The following is an 18,619-nucleotide window of genomic DNA, read 5'->3' as shown; positions in this document are numbered from 1 at the left end:
ATGAACTTATCACAGTGGTTACTATTTATCCTTGTTATTCAGTTGATTCATGCAGCGGGAACTTGGAAATTTTATGTCAAAGCCGGAAGAAAAGCATGGGAAGCCGCAGTACCGCTTTACAATGCAATTGTTTTATTGAAAATTATTAAGCGTCCTACGTGGTGGACCGTTTTACTTTTCATTCCCATCATCAACTTGATTCTCTTCCCTGTGATTTGGGTGGAAACCTTGCGCAGTTTTGGCAAAAAATCCACAGCAGACACTGCGTTAGCCGTATTTACTCTGGGATTCTATTTGTACTATGTGAATTATACGCAAGAGTTGGTGTATCGCGAAGACCGCAGTTTACATCCGGAAACCAAAACGGGAGAAACCGTGAGTTCGATACTTTTTGCGGTAGTTGTAGCAACGTTCGTTCACACTTATTTCATTCAACCGTTTACGATTCCGACTTCTTCATTGGAAAAATCGTTGCTAATTGGCGACTTTTTGTTTGTGAGTAAATTCCATTACGGAGCTCGAGTGCCCAACACTACTGTAGCGGCACCTATGGTACATGATACGATTCCTTTTATCAAAACAAAATCGTATTTGTACGATAATGAAAATCCGGATTCATGGAAAAACAAATTTGAATTGCCTTATTTGCGTTTTCCAGGATTTGAATCGGTAAAAAATAATGACATTGTGGTTTTCAACTGGCCTGCGGATACTGTGGCTAAGTTCTTTACGAAAGATCGCCGTTATTTGAAACCGGTTGATAAGAAATCAAACTATGTAAAACGCTGTGTCGGAATTGCAGGTGATAGTTTACAAATCAAAGACGGTGACGTATTTGTCAATGGAAATAAATTGATTTTACCTGAACGTGCTAAGCCACAGTTTTCGTATGAAGTGGCTTATGACCACAATCAGCTTTCTGATTTAACACCGTTTTTAGATCAAAATGACATCACGGATGGTGGTTATTTCAAAAATAATGATGCAAAAAGCGACACTTTGTATGTTATGGCAATGACCGATAAAGCCGCTGCTAACATGCGTTCTTTCCCTGGTGTCAAATCGGTGACTAAAATGATTTCAAAAAAACCCGATTTATCCGTTTTCCCACAGACGAAACCTTGGAATATGGACAATTTCGGTCCGATTTACATACCCAAAGCGGGAGCAACGGTGAAGTTGGATTTAACCACATTGCCCTTTTATAAAAAAATCATTCGCGATTACGAACACAATACTTTGGAAGTGAAAAATGGTGAAATTCTCATCAATGGCAAACCTTCTTCAACCTATACCTTCCAACAAAATTATTATTGGATGATGGGAGACAACCGTCACCGTTCGGAGGACTCGCGTTTTTGGGGTTATGTTCCTGAAGATCATATTGTAGGAAAACCGATTTTCATTTGGATGAGTATCAAAAACTTTGACAAAGGATTTAAAGAATGGCGTATTCGTTGGGATCGTTTATTTACTACTGTAAGTGGTGATGGCGAACCCCAATCCTACTTCAAATATTTCTTAGTATTGTTAGGATTGTATTTTGTAGGTGAATACTATTGGAAAAAACGCAAAAACAAGAGTGAATCGTAATGACCAACTTTGCTCATACTTTAGTGCATCCGGGGTATTTCCCTTCCATCAGTACTTTTGCCGTCTTGGCTCAATCGGGGCATGTGACGTTTGAAACGGGGGATAATTTCCAAAAACAAACCAACCGTAATCGAATGTATATTTACAGTCCGAACGGTTTGCAATTGTTGAATGTGCCCATCAAACATGTGAAAACGGCCCATCAGCGTATGCGGGATGTGCAACTGGAAACGGCTTTTGATTGGCAAAAACAACATTTCAAGTCGTTAGAAGCTGCTTACCGTACGTCGCCCTTTTTCGAATATTTTGAAGACGATATTGTACCCATTTTTGAAAAAAAGCATACGTTTTTAATGGATTTGAATTACCAAACCATGGAGATAGTTTCGGGTTGTTTGGGATTGGATTTTACGTATGATGAAACGGAAGAATACTTTCACGAAGTTAACGACAAGACCGATTTCCGCCATTTGATCAATGGAAAAAAAAATACGTCACAATTCGAAAGCTACATTCAAGTATTTGGTGATAAGCACGGATTTTTGAACAATTTAAGCATCTTGGATTTGTTGTTCAATGAAGGACGACGTGCATTGGATTACTTACAGCGTCAAACCCTTTAGTCTTTTTCAAAACGAATACGCGTCACCACAGGAAAGTGATCGGAATTTTTGAATTCGGGGTAATTTTGGAATTCTTTGACTTTAAATTGGCGGTCGGCAAAAATGTAATCGATTCGTGCGGGATAATATTTAAAGTTATAGGTTTTCCCAAAGCCTTTTCCCGCTTCTTCAAAACAATCGTTTAAATCACCTTTAATTCCGCGATACACATACGAAAACGCACTGTTATTCATATCGCCGCAAATCAACATCGGGAACGTACACGTACTTTTGTGTTCCATCAATTTCTCGGCTTGTTGTTGTTGCTTTTTAAACGCATCACTAATGCGATTGAACACCATCGAGGATTTCTTTTTATTGATAGAATCTACACTTTGTTCCATTTCATTCACGTCGGGTGAAATCTTGATGGATTGCAAATGCATGTTATACACTCTCAGCGTATCTTGTCCTTTGCGAATATCAGCGTATACCAACATATTATCTGAACCTTCAAAGGCTATCTGACCCTCGTCAATAATGGGAAATTTAGAAAAAATAGCTTGACCCGATTTTATCTGATTGCCTTGCATGAAAATTGTGCGGTATTTGTAAACCCGTAAATCCACACCTGCATTTTCAGAATACTCTTGTATACAAAGAATATCGGGGTTGACTTCATTGATGAAGTTTTTGATGTCTTCTTTCACGTGTTCACCTGGAATCCATTGGAACAGGTTAAAAAGTCGAACATTATAACTCATCACCACCATATCTCCTTCTTCAGCAGGTAAATCCAGTGAAGAAAATTTATAAAATTTATTGACAAAGGTAATTCCAAGGATTAATATGAGTCCGGACAAAATCATTTGCCGCTTCATTTGAATCAACCAATACACAAAAAACAAGGCATTTACAATCAGGAAAAAAGGCAAAACCAACGTCAATACAGAAAGAAAAGGAAAAAGTTTGGGCGCCAAGAAAGGCAGTACATAGGCCAAGAAAGTCAGTACGATAACCACCGTATTGAGCACATACATTACTTTATTAAACCTAGACAATTTTTTCATGAATCGTTTCCTGCGCGAAATAAAAATTCTTTTTCAGCTTGGGTCAAACTATCGTATCCCGACTGACTGATTTTATCTAAAATTTCGTCAATTTGTTGTTGTTTTTTATCCTTCATCACTACACCCGTACTTTGGGAAGCACTTCGTTTTGGGGGTGCATTTTTATGTACGTGCTTGAAGGGTGACTTGGATTTGGGTTTTCCTAAATTAGCAAAAAAATCAATCACTTTGGTCACCACTACACTCAAATCGGTTCCTGACTGTAAGAGTTTGATGTAAATGATTCCGAACAAAGCTCCAGAAAGATGCGCAATATGTCCACCCGAATTGCCCAACGAAAACTGTAAAACATCTAATAAAAGCAATACTCCCGTGACATGCCATAGTTTGACACGACCGATAAGCATTAAATGCAATTCCATTAAAGGTTGATAAGTAGTCACCGCCACAAGGGTGGCCAAAGCAGCACCGGAAGCCCCGACAATACTGTTATTCCCCCCTAAAAAAGTGTAAATGATGGCAAATGAGAGTCCGGAAAACACCAAACTCAGTAAATACATGCCTAAGAATTGTTTTTGGGTAAAAAAGGTTTGAAACAAGCGACCAGCAAAGTTAAGCATCACCATATTAAAAAACAGGTGCAAAAATCCCGAATGGAGAAAACCATAGGTAATTAGTGTCCAAGGGCGATAAGGAAACTCTTGAAAACTCGAGGACAAGGCCAACCAATTGGGATAGTCAAAATAACCTTGTCGGAAACTGTAAAAGAGCGGAATTGCAATCAAAAACACCCCTACATTCCAATAGATCACCTGATTGACAATGCCTCCAATACGGTACTGCAATTTGATATCTTGCCAAATACTCATTTTAATTCCAACGGTTTTGGTTAAACTTTTGATTGCGCCAAATCCACATCATGATAAAACCCGTGAGTGCACCACCCAAATGGGCAAAATGTGCAATTCCTGTACTTGCTCCACCAAAAATAGACGAACCCTTTAATCCACCAATTAAGTCAATACACAATAATATTGGGACAAAATACTTCGCTTTGATGGGGATAGGAATAAACATTAGCGACAATTCTGCATACGGAAACATAAAGGCAAAAGCTACGAGTAGACCGTAAACAGCCCCAGAGGCGCCTACTGTTGGCACTTGATACTCTGCAATGGCATGACCTAGAATATTAAATTGTTCTTGCGTAAAATGGTATTTATTTAAAATATCATTTACCGAACCCATGATATGACCTTGCGCATCTTCCATAGTTTGGTAATTGGCATTTAACAAAAGTCGCGCATCCTCAGCTGTAATTTGAGTTCCTGACAGTTGATGCATCACATCTTGCACAGTGAGATAACTCACACCCATATGCACTAATGCGGCTCCTAACCCACAAGAAATGTAGAAAAATAGGAACTTCGAACTCCCCCAGAAATGCTCTAGGAGGCCGCCAAACGACACCAACGCAAACATATTAAAGAAAATATGCAATAGGCCGCCATGCATAAACATATAGGTGAAAAATTGCCACGGATGGAACAAATCACTATCGTAATAATGCAAACCAAACCAATCGTTGGCATGCGGTAAAGTGTAACATCCTACGAAGAAGATGATATTGATAATCAACAGTTGTTTGACAACCGGTGTTAATTGCATCATAGTGTAAATTTTTTATCGATTTCGTCCACACTCAAAGTAATGAACGTCGGTTTTTGAAACGGACTCACATTGGGATCCTTACAAGCAAATAAATTGTTGACCAAAGCTTCCATTTCTTTATCCGTTAAAAACGCTCCATTTTTAACGGCCAAAGACCGTGCCATGGACTTGGCCAGGGTGTCATTCTGACTAAAACTGTCAGAAAGTCCTTCTTGAAACGCATGCACAATTTCCTCCATGAGTTGGCGAATCATGGATTCGTTGGTATGCATCGGAATTCCAGAAATCACTACTCCATCATTTTCCCAACGATCAAAGGTGAATCCTACAGTTTGCAATCCGTCTTGCAATTCGTGTAATACATGCAATTCAACCGGATTAAAGGACACTTGCAACGGAAACAACAATTGCTGACTCGCCGCTTGTTGCACCGTCATATTGGTTAAATATTGTTCATATAACACCCGTTGGTGGGCGCGATTTTGGTCGATCAACATTAGACCCGACTTAATCGGACTCACTATGTATTTACGTTGGAGTTGGTAGGTCTTTTGGGTGGACGTTTCTGTTTCTTGAGAATTGAACAATGACGGCGCAATTTCGTCTTCCGCTTCCATTTCTAGAGCAGAAAAATCAACAGCTTCGGTATCTTGTTTTAATCCCACATACAAACTCTCCCAACTAGGGGCTGCAGCGGGTTTACTGAAATGATTGCTGTAACTCCCTGCAGAAGCAGTGCGAGTTGGTTCACGACGTGTGGGCACTTCATCGGCAAAAGGGTTATAACTGCGATCGACTTCGATGGTTGGATATTCCGCCGATTTGGTTTGGTATTCGTAGGGTGTATCCAAATTAGGGTCTCTTTCAAAATCCAAGACAGGAGCCACATTAAACTGCCCTAAGCTATGTTTCACCGCCGAACGCAAAATGGCATACAAGGCTTGTTCGTCATCAAACTTAATTTCGGTTTTCGTTGGATGGATATTGATATCTATCGAATGCGCCGGGACTTGCAAATACAAGAAATAACTCGGTTGCATGCCGTCACGCAACAACCCTTCGTAGGCCGACATAATCGCGTGATGCAAATAGCTACTACGAATAAAACGGTCGTTCACAAAGAAAAACTGTTCGCCTTTGTTCTTTTTGGCAAATTCGGGTTTCCCCACAAATCCTTGAATGGAAAGAATATCGGTTTCTTCGGCGACGGGAACCAACTTTTCATTCGTTTTCCCTGCAAAAATATTTACTATTCGCTGGCGGTAATTGGAACTCGGTAAATTAAACGTTTCGCTACCGTTGTGAATTAAGGTAAAATGAATTCCGGGATGTGCCATAGCAACTCTTTGAAATTCATCCAACACATGTCGAAATTCAACATGATCCGACTTTAAAAAATTGCGGCGAGCGGGAATATTAAAAAATAAATTTTTGATTGCAAAAGAGGTTCCTTTGGGTAAAACGGCCGGTTCTTGTGCGACAAATTTACTGCCTTCAATAACGATATGCGTTCCCAATTCCTCTTGTTCTTGGCGGGTTTTCATTTCGACATGCGCAATAGCAGCAATTGAAGCGAGAGCTTCTCCGCGAAAACCTTTGGTATGAAGGGCAAATAAATCTTCGGCTTGACGAATTTTAGAAGTGGCATGACGCTCAAAACAGAGACGCGCATCGGTTACACTCATCCCTATACCATTATCGATTACTTGTACCAAGGTTTTGCCTGCATCCTTGACAATCAATTTGATATCGGTTGCTTGGGCATCCACGGCATTTTCAAGTAATTCTTTCACGACCGAAGCGGGTCGTTGCACCACCTCACCTGCAGCAATCTGATTGGCAACGTGATCGGGTAATAATTGGATAATACTGGACATAGTAGTGAACTGACTTTGAAGCACCTACCCCATTTATTTGTTAGGGTTCGGTCAAAAACAAATGTACAGAAATTTGATGAAGTGCACACGTTAACCAAGTGCTAAAAACAAAAAAACCTGCACTTTCGTACAGGTTCGTTGTATCTTATTTGCTGCGTTCCCGCAAGTCGGTCATTTTGATCGCAGTAATCGCGGCTTCAACTCCTTTGTTCCCGTGTTTTCCACCACTACGTTCAATGGACTGTTGTTCGTTATTATCGGTTAACAAACAAAAGATAACGGGAATATCACCGATTACGTTTAAGTCTTTAATCCCTTGGGTTACCCCTTCACAGACAAACTCAAAATGCATGGTTTCACCTTTAATGACACAGCCAATGGTGATGACGCAATCCACGTTTTGGGTATCCATCATTCGCTTGGCTCCGTAAATCAATTCGAAACTCCCAGGAACCTCCCATTTGATGATGTTTTCGGGCAAAGCGCCACAATCGATTAAGGTATCCACGGCGCCTTGATAAAGTCCGCCCGTGATGTGACCGTTCCATTCTGAAACAACAATCCCAAACCGAAAATCTTTCGCGTTTGGGATTGTATTTTTATCGTAATGGGATAAATTTTTATTTTCTGTAGCCATGTGACTTTTAGAATTTAAGCGCTTGGAAACGAAATTACTTCGTCATTCCAATTAACGCATCCACTTGTTGTCCTTCTGGCGTGTCTTCGTATTTCTCTTTAATTTCAGCGAAAAATTTACCCGCTTCTTCTTTTTTACCCATTTCCATAGAAATCACACCCGCTTTGAACAAATAACGCGGTGTAGTAAAATCATTGGCGTTCGCACGTGCTGCTTTTTCGTAGTATTCCAACGCTTTAGCATTATCATTTTTCTGTGCGTAAGCATCACCGATAGCACCTGTAGCAATTGGTCCGGTGAACGTATCGTTACCTTTGTATTGCTCCAAGTATTTGATCGCATCGTCGTATTTTTTCAAGTTCAAATACGCAATACCCGCATAGTAATTCGCTAAATTTCCAGAATCAGTTCCTGAATATTGGTTGGCTAATTCAACTGCACTTTGTTTTCCTTCAGCACCTTTGATTACCAAATTAAACAAAGAATCTTGCACTTTAGGATCTTGTGCATCTACTGCAGCTTGGAAATTTTGTTGTGTTACCAACAAATCATCCGTAGCGGTCATTTCGTTTGGCTCCACAATAAATTTTTGGTACATCAAATAACCGATAGTGATCAAAGCAGCACCACCTAAAAATCCTAAGATGTATTTTTGATTACGCGCCACCCACTCCTCTGTACGTGATGCAGTTTGGTCTAAAGCATCGAATGCACGAGCTGTAGTACTGTCTTTTTCATCTACATTAGGAATATCTTCGATGTACTGATTATCCATCGGTACATTTTCTTCGTTTTCTACTTTTTCTTTGGGGGCTTTATAACCTCTTTTATTATATGTCGCCATTTACGTTTAATTTAGTGTGCGCAAAAATATAATTTTTATTCAAATTTAAAAGCCCTTTTTTTCGATATTTTTCAATAATTTGCACCTCCCAAAAAAAATGATACTCCATTTGGGTCCAATCCGGTAATCCTTTGTCCTGCAATGTTTTTAAAACACATCGCTTTACTCAACTACAAAAACCTTACTGACGTCAAGTTTGAATTTGATGCCAAAATCAATTGTTTCGTGGGAAAAAACGGCGTAGGAAAAACCAATGTTTTGGATGCCATTTACCATTTGGCCTACGGGAAAAGTTATTTCAATCCTTTAGCAGTTCAAAACATTCGTCATGGTGAAGAGTATTTTATGATTGAAGGGGAATTTGAAAAAAATGCACGCCCGGAGCAAATCACTTGCAGCCTGAAAAAAGGACAAAAAAAGACTTTAAAGCGCAACGGGAAGTTGTATGAAAAGTTTTCCGATCACATCGGATTTATTCCGCTCGTGATTATTTCACCCTCTGATTCCGATTTAATTACGGAAGGCAGCGATACCCGTCGACGGTTTATGGATACCGTGATTTCGCAACTTGATTCGAGCTATTTGCACCAGTTGATTCAGTACCAAAAAGTGGTGGGTCAACGCAATGCCTTGCTCAAATATTTCGCTTTAAATCACACCTATGACCACGACACATTAAGCGTGTATAACGAACAGTTAGTGGATTTAGGCCAACCCATTTTCGAGAAACGACAGGCGTTTGTGTCCGAATTTGTTCCCATTTTCCAAAAACACCACCAACAAATTACGGGGCAGGCCGAAAAGGTGCAACTGCAGTATGAAAGTGATTTGTTTGAAAGCGCTTTTGCCGAACTTCTTGCCAAAAGCATTAATAAAGACAAGCAATTACAATATACATCTACCGGAATTCACAAAGACGATTTGGCGTTTTTAATTGACGAACATCCGATTAAAAAGTTTGGTTCCCAAGGGCAACAAAAATCGTTTTTGATTGCGTTAAAGTTGGCCCAATTCGAATTTGTCAAACGACAAAGTGGTGAAAAACCGATTTTATTGTTTGATGACATTTTCGATAAATTGGACGAAAGTCGGGTCGCACAAATCGTTTCCATGGTCAACCAAGACGAATTTGGGCAACTATTTATTTCGGATACGCATCCCGAACGCACGGAAGCGATTGTAAAAACTACCCATCAAACGTATAAATTATTTCATTTGTAACATAGCTTACAGATTAGCTATCTTTACGTGACTATTTTTAGCAAAAAAAAACGTTATGAAAACAAAATTTTTAGCCCTTACCCTTTTTGTAATCAGTTTAATTTCTTGCCAAAAGAAAGCAGAAACTACTGAAAATAATGCTGAAGCATCGGTTTACGAAAAATTAGATGCTCCGAGTTTTGCTGAGCAATTGAAAGCCAATCCGAATGCGCAGGTTTTGGATGTGCGAACGCCAGAAGAATATGATTCAGGACACATTGGAAATGCCCAAAACTTGAATTGGAATGATGCGGCTGCTTTTGACAAAGGAATTGCAGTATTGGATAAAAACGAACCCGTATTGGTATATTGCATGGCAGGCAGTCGTAGTTCGGCGGCGGCACAAAAGTTACAAGAATTGGGTTTTACCAAAATCTACGAATTGGACGGCGGCTATATGAAATGGCGTGCTGCTGGGTTGGCTGACGAAGTGGCTTCAGGCGGGATGACCCAAGCCGATTTGGATAAAATTTTGGCTACAGATAAAAAAGTATTGATTGACTTCTATACGACTTGGTGCGGCCCTTGTAAAAAATTGAAACCCACATTGGAAAAAATTTCAGAAGAAATGAAAGACAAAGTCGTGGTCGTGAGCATCGACGCCGAAGCGAATATGGCATTGGCAGAATCCTTGAAAGTGGAAGGCTATCCGACGTTGATTTTGTACCAAAACAAAAAACCAATCTGGCGCAATTTGGGCTATTTAGAGGAAGAAGAAATCAAAAAACAATTGCAATAAATGAACGCAAAAGAAGCATTTCAGTTTTTAGAAGAACTCAAACTAAACAATAATACTGAGTGGTTCCACAGTCAGAAAAAACGCTATGAAGACTACAAAAAGTTTTATCATGCGACCATTGCAGCTGTTTTGGAAGAATTGAAAAAATTGGATCCCACACTCGAACCTTTGGAGCCTAAAAATTGTACGTTTCGCATTAATCGTGACATCCGTTTTTCCAAAGACAAATCGCCCTACAAGACCAATATGGGCATTTGGTTTACCCAAAATAAAGGCCATAAAAACAGTCCGGGCTATTACATTCATTATGAAAAAGGCGCTTCGTTCATTGCGGGTGGCGTATGGTGTCCGGAGCCGGATCAGTTGAAGAAAATCCGTAAAGAAATCGAATTTTTTTATGAAGATTTGGAAGCAATTGTTGCTGATAAATCCTTTGCCAAAACCTATCAAAATTTATCTCGAGAAGAGGGCAATGTATTGAAAAAAGCGCCGAAAGACGTGGATCCGAATCATCCAGCCATTGAATTTTTGAAGTTAAAAAGTTTTACCGCCTCTTATCCGATCAACGACGATTGGTTTAGCGCGCCCGACTTTGGTAAAAAGATTGCTCGGGAGTTGGCCATCCTCAAACCGTTGAATGACTTTCTCCGTCGCGGACTGGAAACGGAAGAATAATCGAATGAATTCGAACAAAAACACAAAACCAAAAAATGACTATTGTTTCTAATTTTTCTTTAAAAAACCACAACACCTTTGGCATTGATGCCCAAGCACGTCAATTTGTAGCCGTTCATTCGGTGGAAGAATTGCAAAACGTTTTGCAAAACCATCAAAATACGACGAAATTCATTTTAGGTGGCGGCAGTAATATGCTGTTAACCCAAGACATTGATGCTTTGGTAATCCATATAGACATCAAAGGAAAATCGGTTATTAAAGAAGATGAAAATTACGTTTGGGTGCAAGCCATGGCGGGTGAAAATTGGCATGAATTTGTGCTGTGGACGATCGATCAGGATTTTGGCGGACTCGAAAACATGTCGCTCATTCCAGGTAATGTGGGAACGACTCCAGTACAGAATATTGGTGCTTATGGCGCCGAAATTAAGGACACTTTTTTAGAATGTTCTGCCGTTTCGATGGACGGATTAACTACCCGTGATTTTGATAAGGAAGCCTGTCATTTTGGCTACCGCGAAAGCATTTTCAAACAAGAAGCCAAAGGACAATACATCATCACTTCGGTGGTTTTTAAATTGACCAAACACAATCATACAATTAATAGCAATTACGGCGATATCAAAGCCGAATTGGCCAAACACGGAATTGAAAATCCGACAATCAAAGACATTAGTAATGCTGTGATTGCGATTCGTCAAAGCAAATTACCCGACCCGAAAGAATTGGGCAATAGCGGGAGTTTCTTTAAAAACCCTGTGATTTCCAAAACCCAATTTGAACAGGTACAAGCCAAGTTCCCTGACATTAAATTTTTTGAAGTTTCACCAACAGAAGTCAAAGTTCCTGCGGGTTGGTTGATTGAACATGCCGGACTCAAAGGCTACCGTGATGGGGATGCAGGTGTGCATAAAAACCAAGCCTTAGTTATTGTCAATTACGGTAATGCAACGGGAACAGAGTTGGTGAACTTATCGAAATTGGTCCAAAAAACAGTCTTTGACAAATACGGCATCGCCATCGAAGCCGAAGTGAATATTATCTAATGTACATTCTAGAAAATTATTCCCTCACCAACCAAGCGGAGATTCACGAATTTCTCCACAAAAATGGTTTTGCCCTTTTGATCAATCAAACTTTGGGTAAATTGTGGGCAACGCATGTTCCGTTGGTGTTGGATTTTAAATCGGATGGTACCCCTTATTTATTAGGACATATTTCAAAAGTCAATCCCCAGCATGAAGGTTTTGCAGAAAACAATGAAATCTTAGCGGTTTTTACGGGTCCGCATGCCTATATTTCATCTTCTTGGTATGATCATGAAAATGTACCCACGTGGAATTATATCGCGGTTCATGTGTATGGAAAAATAAAAATTCATTCCCATGAAGAAGCGGTTTTGGGTTTGAAAAAACTGGTTGACAAATACGAGGAAAAATCAGAAAACCCTATTCGAGTCGAAAATTTATCCGAAAAGACGATGCGCGAAGCACGGGGAATCATCGGATTTGAGATCGAAATTACATCCATTGAAGCTCAGAAAAAATTATCGCAAAACCGAGATGATGTGAATTATAAAAATATCATTTCTGAATTGGAAACTTTGAAAGATCCTCAAGCGAAAGCAATGGCAGACGCCATGAAAAAAAACCGTCCGTAATTTGTTGAATTCGACCTTGATTATTGCTTTGAGAATCGCTACATTTGCGCACGTTTTTTAACGCAACGCGTATATGATTTTAACTGTACTTTTTTACCTTTTTATTGCAGTTGTAGCGATACAATTCCTGTACTATATCGTGTTTTTTAGTAAGTTTTCTTTTTACAAAGCCCAAAAAGGAACGCCCAAACGCATTCCCATTTCGGTGATTGTTTGCGCGAAAAACGAAGCTGAAAATGTTCAGAAATTGGTTCCACTTTTAGCCGAGCAAGACTATCCCGAGTTTGAAATTGTATTGATTGACGATGCCTCGAGTGATGAAACATTGGATTTATTTGAAGCCTTCGAAAAACAATATTCGAATATTAAATTGGTCAAAGTTGAAAATAACGAGGCTTTTTGGGGCAATAAAAAGTTTGCACTTACCTTAGGAATCAAAGCGGCCAAATACGAATATTTGCTGTTTACCGATGCCGATTGTTATCCAACATCCAACCAATGGATTAAGGAAATGACCGGACATTACACCCAACAAAAAACCATCGTTTTGGGCTATGGCGCCTATGAAAAAATCAAAGGATCGTTCCTGAATAAAATCATTCGTTTTGAAACTTTATTGACGGCAACGCAATATTTTGCTTGGGCAAAAATGGGAAAACCCTACATGGGTGTGGGTCGGAACATGGCTTACAAAAAAGAAGAATTCTTTCGTGTTCGTGGGTTTATGGATCACATGAAATTACGTTCAGGTGATGATGATTTATTCATCAATCAAGCGGGAAATGGCACCAATACAGCAATTTGTTATACAACGGAGAGTTTTACGTATTCGGCTCCCAAAACCAAATTCAATGCTTGGTTCAATCAAAAACGCCGTCATGTGTCGACAGCGCAACATTACAAGGGATTTGACAAATTTCAATTGGGTCTCTTTTATTGTTCCCAATTATTGTTTTTAATCCTACCAATTATCCTTTTATCTTTTCAATTTCAATGGATAATCGTGTGTAGCTTATTGGGATTCCGTTACTTGTTTAGTTGGATTTCCTTGGGGCTAGCCGCTGGGAAATTGAAAGAAAAGGACGTCATGTATTTTTATCCGGTAATCGAGTTTGTGTTGATTCTTACCCAACTCAATGTTTCCATCACGAATTTGTTTTCAAAACCCGTCCATTGGAAGTAATCAAATACATTGAAAAAGCCAAGAAAGGGGACCAAGTAGCGTTCACTTACCTCCTCGATCATTATTGGAACGAGGTGTATGGTTTTATGCTAAAACGAACAGAGAACGAAACAGATGCCGAGGACATTACGATTGAAACTTTTTCCAAAGCTTTTGACAAAATTGCGACCTACAATCCCGAATACCAATTCAATACCTGGTTGATTGCTATTGCGAAAAACGTACACATTGATTTATTGCGCAAGCGAAAATCTTCCTTATTTGTCGAAATTTCCGATGAAGATGACCAACAAGCGTACAATATAGCAGACACCTCACCATCGGCTGAAGATGAATTGATTACCGAGCAAAATTTGTCCCGTTTATTGCAATACATCAAAGAATTAAAACCCCATTACCAAGAAATTATCCAATTGCGTTATTTTCAAGAATTGAGTTACCAAGAAATCTCGGAACACCTCAACGAACCCTTGAGTAATGTCAAAATCAAATTGCTTCGCGCGAAAAAATTACTCGCAGAGATTATACAGAAACGCTAGTGTTTTCGCTATAACACATTCAATATCGCAACATCTTTACCGTTTATTTGCATGCATCGCACAATATCACTAAAACGATTGCGTTATCATTGATATATTCAATTTTATACGCGTTGCCTATGCTTTAAAGATACTTTACCTTAAACACACATGATTATGAACCGAGTAAGTATCTTTGAAAAGAAATGGCTGGATGTCATTTTCGAAGGCAAAAACCAAAAGTACGGCGCTTATCAATTGCGTCGTGAAAACGAAAAAACCACACTAATCGCATTTTTTACCGGAATTGGAATCCTATCGGGAAGTGTTTTTCTATTGAGTTCGTTCAATGTAAAACCAATGCCCGATGACATTCCTCCAACAATATCAGACACCCTTACTGTGGTGGATGTTATTGTACCGAAGCAGCCTGAAACTCCAAAGGGAAATGCAGCGCCGAAGGCACCTGAAAATCCGAATAAAAATTACAAACCTGTAGCACCTGCAGAAGTTCCAAAAGATCCCGAGCCTGTAAAACCGACAGATCCAATTGTTGACCCAGCACCCGGTATCCCTGATGGCGGTGGAGTTCCAGGAGGAACACCAGGCGGCGTACCTGGTGGAACACCCGGAGGAGGCGATGGCGGACCGTTTATTCCTGAAACGCCAACAAACACTATTGAGGTTTCATCAACGTTGGATGAACAACCTGAATTTCCGGGAGGAATGCAACGATTCTATAAAGAAGTCGTCGATCGATTTGACGAAGACGTTATTGAAGATTTAGAAGGCGAAACCCGAAAAGTTATGGTTTCCTTTGTTATTGAACGTAATGGCAGTATGACGGATATTAACGTGATTCGAAATGCGGACCCAACCGTTGATCAAGAAGCTATTCGCGCTTTGAAAGCAATTCCTATCAAATGGAAAGCAGGTATTAAAAACGGTAAAGCGGTTCGCACTCGCTTTTCACTTCCCATTTTAATAAAAAATTAATCACATCACCACCAATAGAAACCGCAGTTAGTCCCTGCGGTTTTTTTATTATTTTTAGCCAACCAACAAACGAAACTTTACATGACCCAATTTTCTACTTCGGAAAAATGGAAGCACTTATTGAGCTTTCCTGTTATCATTGCAGCCCTTGGCTATTTTGTAGACATCTATGATTTATTGCTTTTTGGCATTGTTCGAGTACCCAGTCTTAGCGAACTCGGCATGGATGTGGACACCGTGGGCACGCAAATAATAAACTATCAAATGACCGGACTATTGGTGGGCGGAATCATTTGGGGTGTTTTTGGGGATAAAAAAGGACGATTATCCGTGCTATTTGGTTCGATACTGGTTTACTCACTCGCCAATATTGCCTGCGGATTTTTACCGCAACTGCATTTTATGGATCAAGCCACATTGTATGCTTGGTTGCGTTTTATCGCCGGAATTGGATTAGCAGGTGAGTTGGGCGCTGGAATCACGTTGGTTTCAGAAAGTTTACCCAAAGAATTACGGGCTATTGGCACATCCTTAGTAGCGGGATTTGGCCTACTTGGCGCGGTGGTTGCCCAATTAACCGTACAAATGGCAAGCAATTGGACCACTGCCTATTTTATTGGGGGCGGACTCGGACTTCTGTTACTTGTCTTACGAATTAGTGTTTCTGAAAGTGGGATTTATAAAGACATCGAAAATAATACCGCTATTGCAAAAGGAAACTTTCTATCCTTATTCACCAATAAAACGCGCTGTATAAAATACCTAAAGTGCATTGCGATTGGCTTACCCACTTGGTATTGCATCGGAATTTTAGCGATGATGGCCAACCAATTTGCTCCAGAAATGGGGATAGCATCCATTGTTCCTGGAAAAGCCATCATGTGGGGCTATGTGGGAATTTCTGCGGGTGATTTTGCCAGTGGCTTTATCTCTCATGCACTGCATTCACGTAAAAAAGCAATTTTTTACATGATGCTTTTTACTGTTATTGGCGTGGTTTGGATGCTTTTTGGTGGCGCAAGTACAGAAAACAGTTATTACTTTTTCTGCGCGTGGCTCGGACTCGGAACCGGGTATTGGGCGATGTTTGTCACCGTAGCCGCGGAACAATTTGGAACCAACCTTCGCAATACCACTACAACAACGGTACCGAATATGGTTCGTGGCTTGCTTCCCGTAATGCTTTTGCTTTTTGATTATTGTAAACAATCACAAACCGTAATTAATGCTGCATTAATTGTAGGCATACTTGCTTTTGGCTTGGGAATGTATGCAACATTGACAATTCCTGAAACTCACAACAAAGAATTGGATTTTATTGAGTAAAAGAACAACTCTTAAAACTTTAACAGAACCGCTTTTAATATAAATATTGATTGTATTTTTGCAGTCAATAATGACGCGTATGAACACAGAATCTACCCATGTATTACCACCCAATGGAAAACCCAAATGGCTTAAGGTAAAACTACCGATTGGTCAGAAGTATACCGAATTACGAGGTTTAGTTGATAAATATAAACTGAACACCATTTGTACTTCAGGGAGTTGCCCCAATATGGGTGAATGTTGGGGAGAAGGTACGGCTACGTTTATGATTTTGGGAAATATTTGTACCCGTTCTTGTGGATTTTGTGGAGTAAAAACGGGGCGACCTGAAGATGTGGACTGGGACGAACCCGAAAAAGTGGCGCGATCCATTAAAATCATGAAAATCAAACATGCGGTGATCACCAGTGTTGATCGTGACGATTTGAAAGATATGGGTTCGATCATTTGGTTGGAAACGGTAGAAGCCATTCGTCGTATGAATCCGGAAACTACTTTAGAAACCTTAATCCCCGATTTTCAAGGTATCCACCGTCATATTGACCGCATAGTGGAAGCCAATCCAGAAGTCGTATCGCACAATATGGAAACGGTTCGTCGTTTAACCCGAGAGGTTCGCATTCAAGCCAAATACGACCGCAGTTTGGAAGTATTAAAATACCTAAAAGACCAAGGAATTCGTAGAACGAAATCGGGTATCATGCTCGGTTTGGGTGAAACGGAAGAGGAAGTCATCGAAACCATGCGTGATTTACGCAATGTTAATGTAGACATTGTGACTTTGGGTCAATATTTACAGCCTACAAAAAAACATTTGCCGGTTAAAGAATTTATCACGCCCGAACAATTTGAAAAATACGAACGAATTGGCAAAGAAATGGGCTTCCGCCATGTGGAAAGTGGCGCTTTAGTTCGATCCAGTTACCACGCCGAAAAACACATTCTTTAATTGAATCACATGGATAAAATTCGTGTAGGGATAAATGGCTACGGCCGAATTGGTCGCAACCTGTTTCGATTATTGTGGAATCATGACGCAATTGAAGTGGTAGCGATAAACGACATCGCAGATACCGCCACGATGGCCCATTTGACCAAATACGACAGTATTCACGGAAAATTCCCTCATGCCGTTTCCTATGATGCTAACGGATTTATCATTGAAGGAAAATCGGTAGCCTTTTTCCATGAAAAAGAAATCCAACAGATTCCATGGCACAGTGCTAAAGTCGATCTTGTGGTTGAATCCACAGGAAAGTTTAAGACTTATGATGAGTTGGCGCAACATCATACTTCTGGTGCTCCCAAAGTAATTCTATCAGCGCCTTCTGAAGTTCCTGAAATCAAAACCATAGTTTTGGGTGTCAACGAGTCCATTTTGGACGGAACGGAAACCATCATTTCCAATGCAAGTTGTACGACCAACAATGCAGCTCCCATGATTAAAGTCATTGAAGAGTTGTGTGGCATTGAACAAGCATACATCACTACGGTTCACTCCTACACTACTGATCAAAGTTTACACGACCAACCCCATAAAGATTTACGTCGGGCGCGAGGTGCTTCACAATCCATTGTTCCTACAACTACAGGAGCGGCCAAGGCATTAACTAAGATTTTTCCTGAAATGGAGGGAAAAATGGGAGGTTGTGGCATTCGTGTTCCTGTTCCCGATGGTTCGCTGACCGACATTACATTTAATGTAAGAAAAAACACTTCGATAGAGGAAATCAATGCCGCGTTTAAAAATGCCGCCGAAAATAAATTAACCGGAATATTGGATTACACCGAAGATCCTATTGTTTCTGTGGATATTATTGGAAACACCCATTCTTGTGTTTTTGATGCCCAACTCACTTCAGTTATCGATAAAATGGTGAAAGTAGTCGGTTGGTACGACAATGAAATCGGTTATTCATCGAGATTGGTCGATTTAATTAGGTTAGTTTCCAAATAATTTCA

19 protein-coding genes are annotated in these 18,619 nt (G+C 40.0%); 13 read left to right on the top strand and 6 right to left on the bottom strand.

Translation table 11 applies throughout. From position 1 onward, the window contains the following. A complete protein-coding gene (gene lepB, locus EQG61_RS08450) occupies positions 1–1,593 on the top strand; it encodes a signal peptidase I (RefSeq protein ID WP_129461488.1) in 1,593 nt (530 codons plus the stop codon). Continuing rightward, a complete protein-coding gene (locus EQG61_RS08445) occupies positions 1,593–2,216 on the top strand; it encodes a WbqC family protein (RefSeq protein WP_129461487.1) in 624 nt (207 codons plus the stop codon). Before lepB ends, EQG61_RS08445 begins: the two co-directional genes overlap by 1 nt. On the opposite strand, the gene EQG61_RS08440 is transcribed toward EQG61_RS08445, so the two are convergent. From EQG61_RS08440 to EQG61_RS08415, 6 genes are all read right to left on the bottom strand, one after another. Then, entirely contained in the window at positions 2,213–3,265 is a 1,053-nt protein-coding gene (locus EQG61_RS08440; protein WP_129461486.1) for an endonuclease/exonuclease/phosphatase family protein, read from the bottom strand. The two genes, EQG61_RS08445 and EQG61_RS08440, sit on opposite strands and share 4 nt — an antisense overlap. Continuing rightward, positions 3,262–4,134, bottom strand: a complete 873-nt coding sequence (locus tag EQG61_RS08435) for a rhomboid family intramembrane serine protease (RefSeq protein WP_129461485.1) — start codon at positions 4,132–4,134, stop codon at positions 3,262–3,264. The genes EQG61_RS08440 and EQG61_RS08435 overlap by 4 nt, the downstream gene beginning before the upstream one ends. A 1-nt stretch (position 4,135) precedes the next feature. Beyond that, positions 4,136–4,936 carry a rhomboid family intramembrane serine protease gene (locus EQG61_RS08430; RefSeq protein ID WP_129461484.1) on the bottom strand — a complete coding sequence of 267 codons (801 nt, stop codon included), beginning with the start codon at positions 4,934–4,936 and terminating at the stop codon, positions 4,136–4,138. Then, entirely contained in the window at positions 4,933–6,813 is a 1,881-nt protein-coding gene (gene mutL, locus EQG61_RS08425; protein ID WP_129461483.1) for a DNA mismatch repair endonuclease MutL, read from the bottom strand. Before mutL ends, EQG61_RS08430 begins: the two co-directional genes overlap by 4 nt. A gap of 145 nt (positions 6,814–6,958) precedes the next feature. Then, entirely contained in the window at positions 6,959–7,450 is a 492-nt protein-coding gene (gene ribH, locus EQG61_RS08420) for a 6,7-dimethyl-8-ribityllumazine synthase (protein WP_129461482.1), read from the bottom strand. A gap of 34 nt (positions 7,451–7,484) precedes the next feature. After that, positions 7,485–8,294: a tetratricopeptide repeat protein gene (locus EQG61_RS08415; protein WP_129461481.1), complete on the bottom strand. Its 810-nt coding sequence runs from the start codon at positions 8,292–8,294 to the stop codon at positions 7,485–7,487. A 141-nt stretch (positions 8,295–8,435) separates the two neighbouring features. On the opposite strand from EQG61_RS08415, the gene recF reads away from it, so the two are divergent. The 11 genes from recF (at position 8,436) to gap (ending at position 18,614) form a co-directional block, all read left to right on the top strand. Further along, positions 8,436–9,515 (top strand): DNA replication/repair protein RecF, encoded by a 1,080-nt coding sequence (recF, locus tag EQG61_RS08410; protein WP_129461480.1) that lies wholly within the window; start codon positions 8,436–8,438, stop codon positions 9,513–9,515. A 55-nt stretch (positions 9,516–9,570) separates the two neighbouring features. After that, positions 9,571–10,293, top strand: a complete 723-nt coding sequence (locus EQG61_RS08405) for a thioredoxin domain-containing protein (protein ID WP_129461479.1) — start codon at positions 9,571–9,573, stop codon at positions 10,291–10,293. Continuing rightward, positions 10,294–10,968 (top strand): DUF2461 domain-containing protein, encoded by a 675-nt coding sequence (locus EQG61_RS08400; RefSeq protein ID WP_129461478.1) that lies wholly within the window; start codon positions 10,294–10,296, stop codon positions 10,966–10,968. An 8-nt stretch (positions 10,969–10,976) separates the two neighbouring features. Next, on the top strand, positions 10,977–12,017 hold the full coding sequence (murB, locus tag EQG61_RS08395; RefSeq protein WP_262707613.1) for a UDP-N-acetylmuramate dehydrogenase: 1,041 nt from the start codon (positions 10,977–10,979) through the stop codon (positions 12,015–12,017). Next, complete coding sequence (locus EQG61_RS08390) at positions 12,017–12,631, top strand: FMN-binding negative transcriptional regulator (protein WP_129461476.1); 615 nt, start codon at positions 12,017–12,019, stop codon at positions 12,629–12,631. The genes murB and EQG61_RS08390 overlap by 1 nt, the downstream gene beginning before the upstream one ends. A 73-nt stretch (positions 12,632–12,704) precedes the next feature. Next, positions 12,705–13,814, top strand: a complete 1,110-nt coding sequence (locus EQG61_RS08385; protein ID WP_129461475.1) for a glycosyltransferase — start codon at positions 12,705–12,707, stop codon at positions 13,812–13,814. Further along, a complete protein-coding gene (locus EQG61_RS08380) occupies positions 13,805–14,353 on the top strand; it encodes an RNA polymerase sigma factor (protein WP_129461474.1) in 549 nt (182 codons plus the stop codon). The genes EQG61_RS08385 and EQG61_RS08380 overlap by 10 nt, the downstream gene beginning before the upstream one ends. 156 nt (positions 14,354–14,509) lie before the next feature. After that, positions 14,510–15,328 carry an energy transducer TonB gene (locus EQG61_RS08375; RefSeq protein WP_164974914.1) on the top strand — a complete coding sequence of 273 codons (819 nt, stop codon included), beginning with the start codon at positions 14,510–14,512 and terminating at the stop codon, positions 15,326–15,328. A gap of 81 nt (positions 15,329–15,409) precedes the next feature. After that, positions 15,410–16,654, top strand: a complete 1,245-nt coding sequence (locus EQG61_RS08370; protein WP_129461472.1) for an MFS transporter — start codon at positions 15,410–15,412, stop codon at positions 16,652–16,654. A gap of 79 nt (positions 16,655–16,733) precedes the next feature. Beyond that, positions 16,734–17,606: a lipoyl synthase gene (lipA, locus tag EQG61_RS08365; protein WP_129461471.1), complete on the top strand. Its 873-nt coding sequence runs from the start codon at positions 16,734–16,736 to the stop codon at positions 17,604–17,606. Between the two features lie 9 nt (positions 17,607–17,615). Beyond that, on the top strand, positions 17,616–18,614 hold the full coding sequence (gene gap / locus EQG61_RS08360) for a type I glyceraldehyde-3-phosphate dehydrogenase (RefSeq protein ID WP_129461470.1): 999 nt from the start codon (positions 17,616–17,618) through the stop codon (positions 18,612–18,614). Positions 18,615–18,619: the final 5 nt, after the last annotated feature.

It is taken from the genome of Flavobacterium stagni, assembly GCF_004122105.1.
GTDB classification, from domain to species: domain Bacteria; phylum Bacteroidota; class Bacteroidia; order Flavobacteriales; family Flavobacteriaceae; genus Flavobacterium; species Flavobacterium stagni.
The sequence above is the reverse complement of the archived record's forward strand: the minus strand, read 5'-3'. Positions and strand labels throughout refer to the sequence as shown.

Bases quoted from the DNA above. Each gene is read 5' to 3' on its own strand.
- EQG61_RS08390 (WP_129461476.1), top strand. From the start codon at position 12,017: ATGTACATTCTAGAAAATTATTCCCTCACCAACCAAGCGGAGATTCAC.
- mutL (WP_129461483.1), bottom strand. From the start codon at position 6,813: ATGTCCAGTATTATCCAATTATTACCCGATCACGTTGCCAATCAGATT.
- EQG61_RS08440 (WP_129461486.1), bottom strand. From the start codon at position 3,265: ATGAAAAAATTGTCTAGGTTTAATAAAGTAATGTATGTGCTCAATACG.
- EQG61_RS08430 (WP_129461484.1), bottom strand. From the start codon at position 4,936: ATGATGCAATTAACACCGGTTGTCAAACAACTGTTGATTATCAATATC.
- EQG61_RS08400 (WP_129461478.1), top strand. From the start codon at position 10,294: ATGAACGCAAAAGAAGCATTTCAGTTTTTAGAAGAACTCAAACTAAAC.
- ribH (WP_129461482.1), bottom strand. From the start codon at position 7,450: ATGGCTACAGAAAATAAAAATTTATCCCATTACGATAAAAATACAATC.
- EQG61_RS08385 (WP_129461475.1), top strand. From the start codon at position 12,705: ATGATTTTAACTGTACTTTTTTACCTTTTTATTGCAGTTGTAGCGATA.
- gap (WP_129461470.1), top strand. From the start codon at position 17,616: ATGGATAAAATTCGTGTAGGGATAAATGGCTACGGCCGAATTGGTCGC.
- EQG61_RS08435 (WP_129461485.1), bottom strand. From the start codon at position 4,134: ATGAGTATTTGGCAAGATATCAAATTGCAGTACCGTATTGGAGGCATT.
- recF (WP_129461480.1), top strand. From the start codon at position 8,436: ATGTTTTTAAAACACATCGCTTTACTCAACTACAAAAACCTTACTGAC.
- lepB (WP_129461488.1), top strand. From the start codon at position 1: ATGAACTTATCACAGTGGTTACTATTTATCCTTGTTATTCAGTTGATT.
- EQG61_RS08415 (WP_129461481.1), bottom strand. From the start codon at position 8,294: ATGGCGACATATAATAAAAGAGGTTATAAAGCCCCCAAAGAAAAAGTA.
- EQG61_RS08370 (WP_129461472.1), top strand. From the start codon at position 15,410: ATGACCCAATTTTCTACTTCGGAAAAATGGAAGCACTTATTGAGCTTT.
- EQG61_RS08445 (WP_129461487.1), top strand. From the start codon at position 1,593: ATGACCAACTTTGCTCATACTTTAGTGCATCCGGGGTATTTCCCTTCC.
- EQG61_RS08405 (WP_129461479.1), top strand. From the start codon at position 9,571: ATGAAAACAAAATTTTTAGCCCTTACCCTTTTTGTAATCAGTTTAATT.
- lipA (WP_129461471.1), top strand. From the start codon at position 16,734: ATGAACACAGAATCTACCCATGTATTACCACCCAATGGAAAACCCAAA.
- EQG61_RS08375 (WP_164974914.1), top strand. From the start codon at position 14,510: ATGAACCGAGTAAGTATCTTTGAAAAGAAATGGCTGGATGTCATTTTC.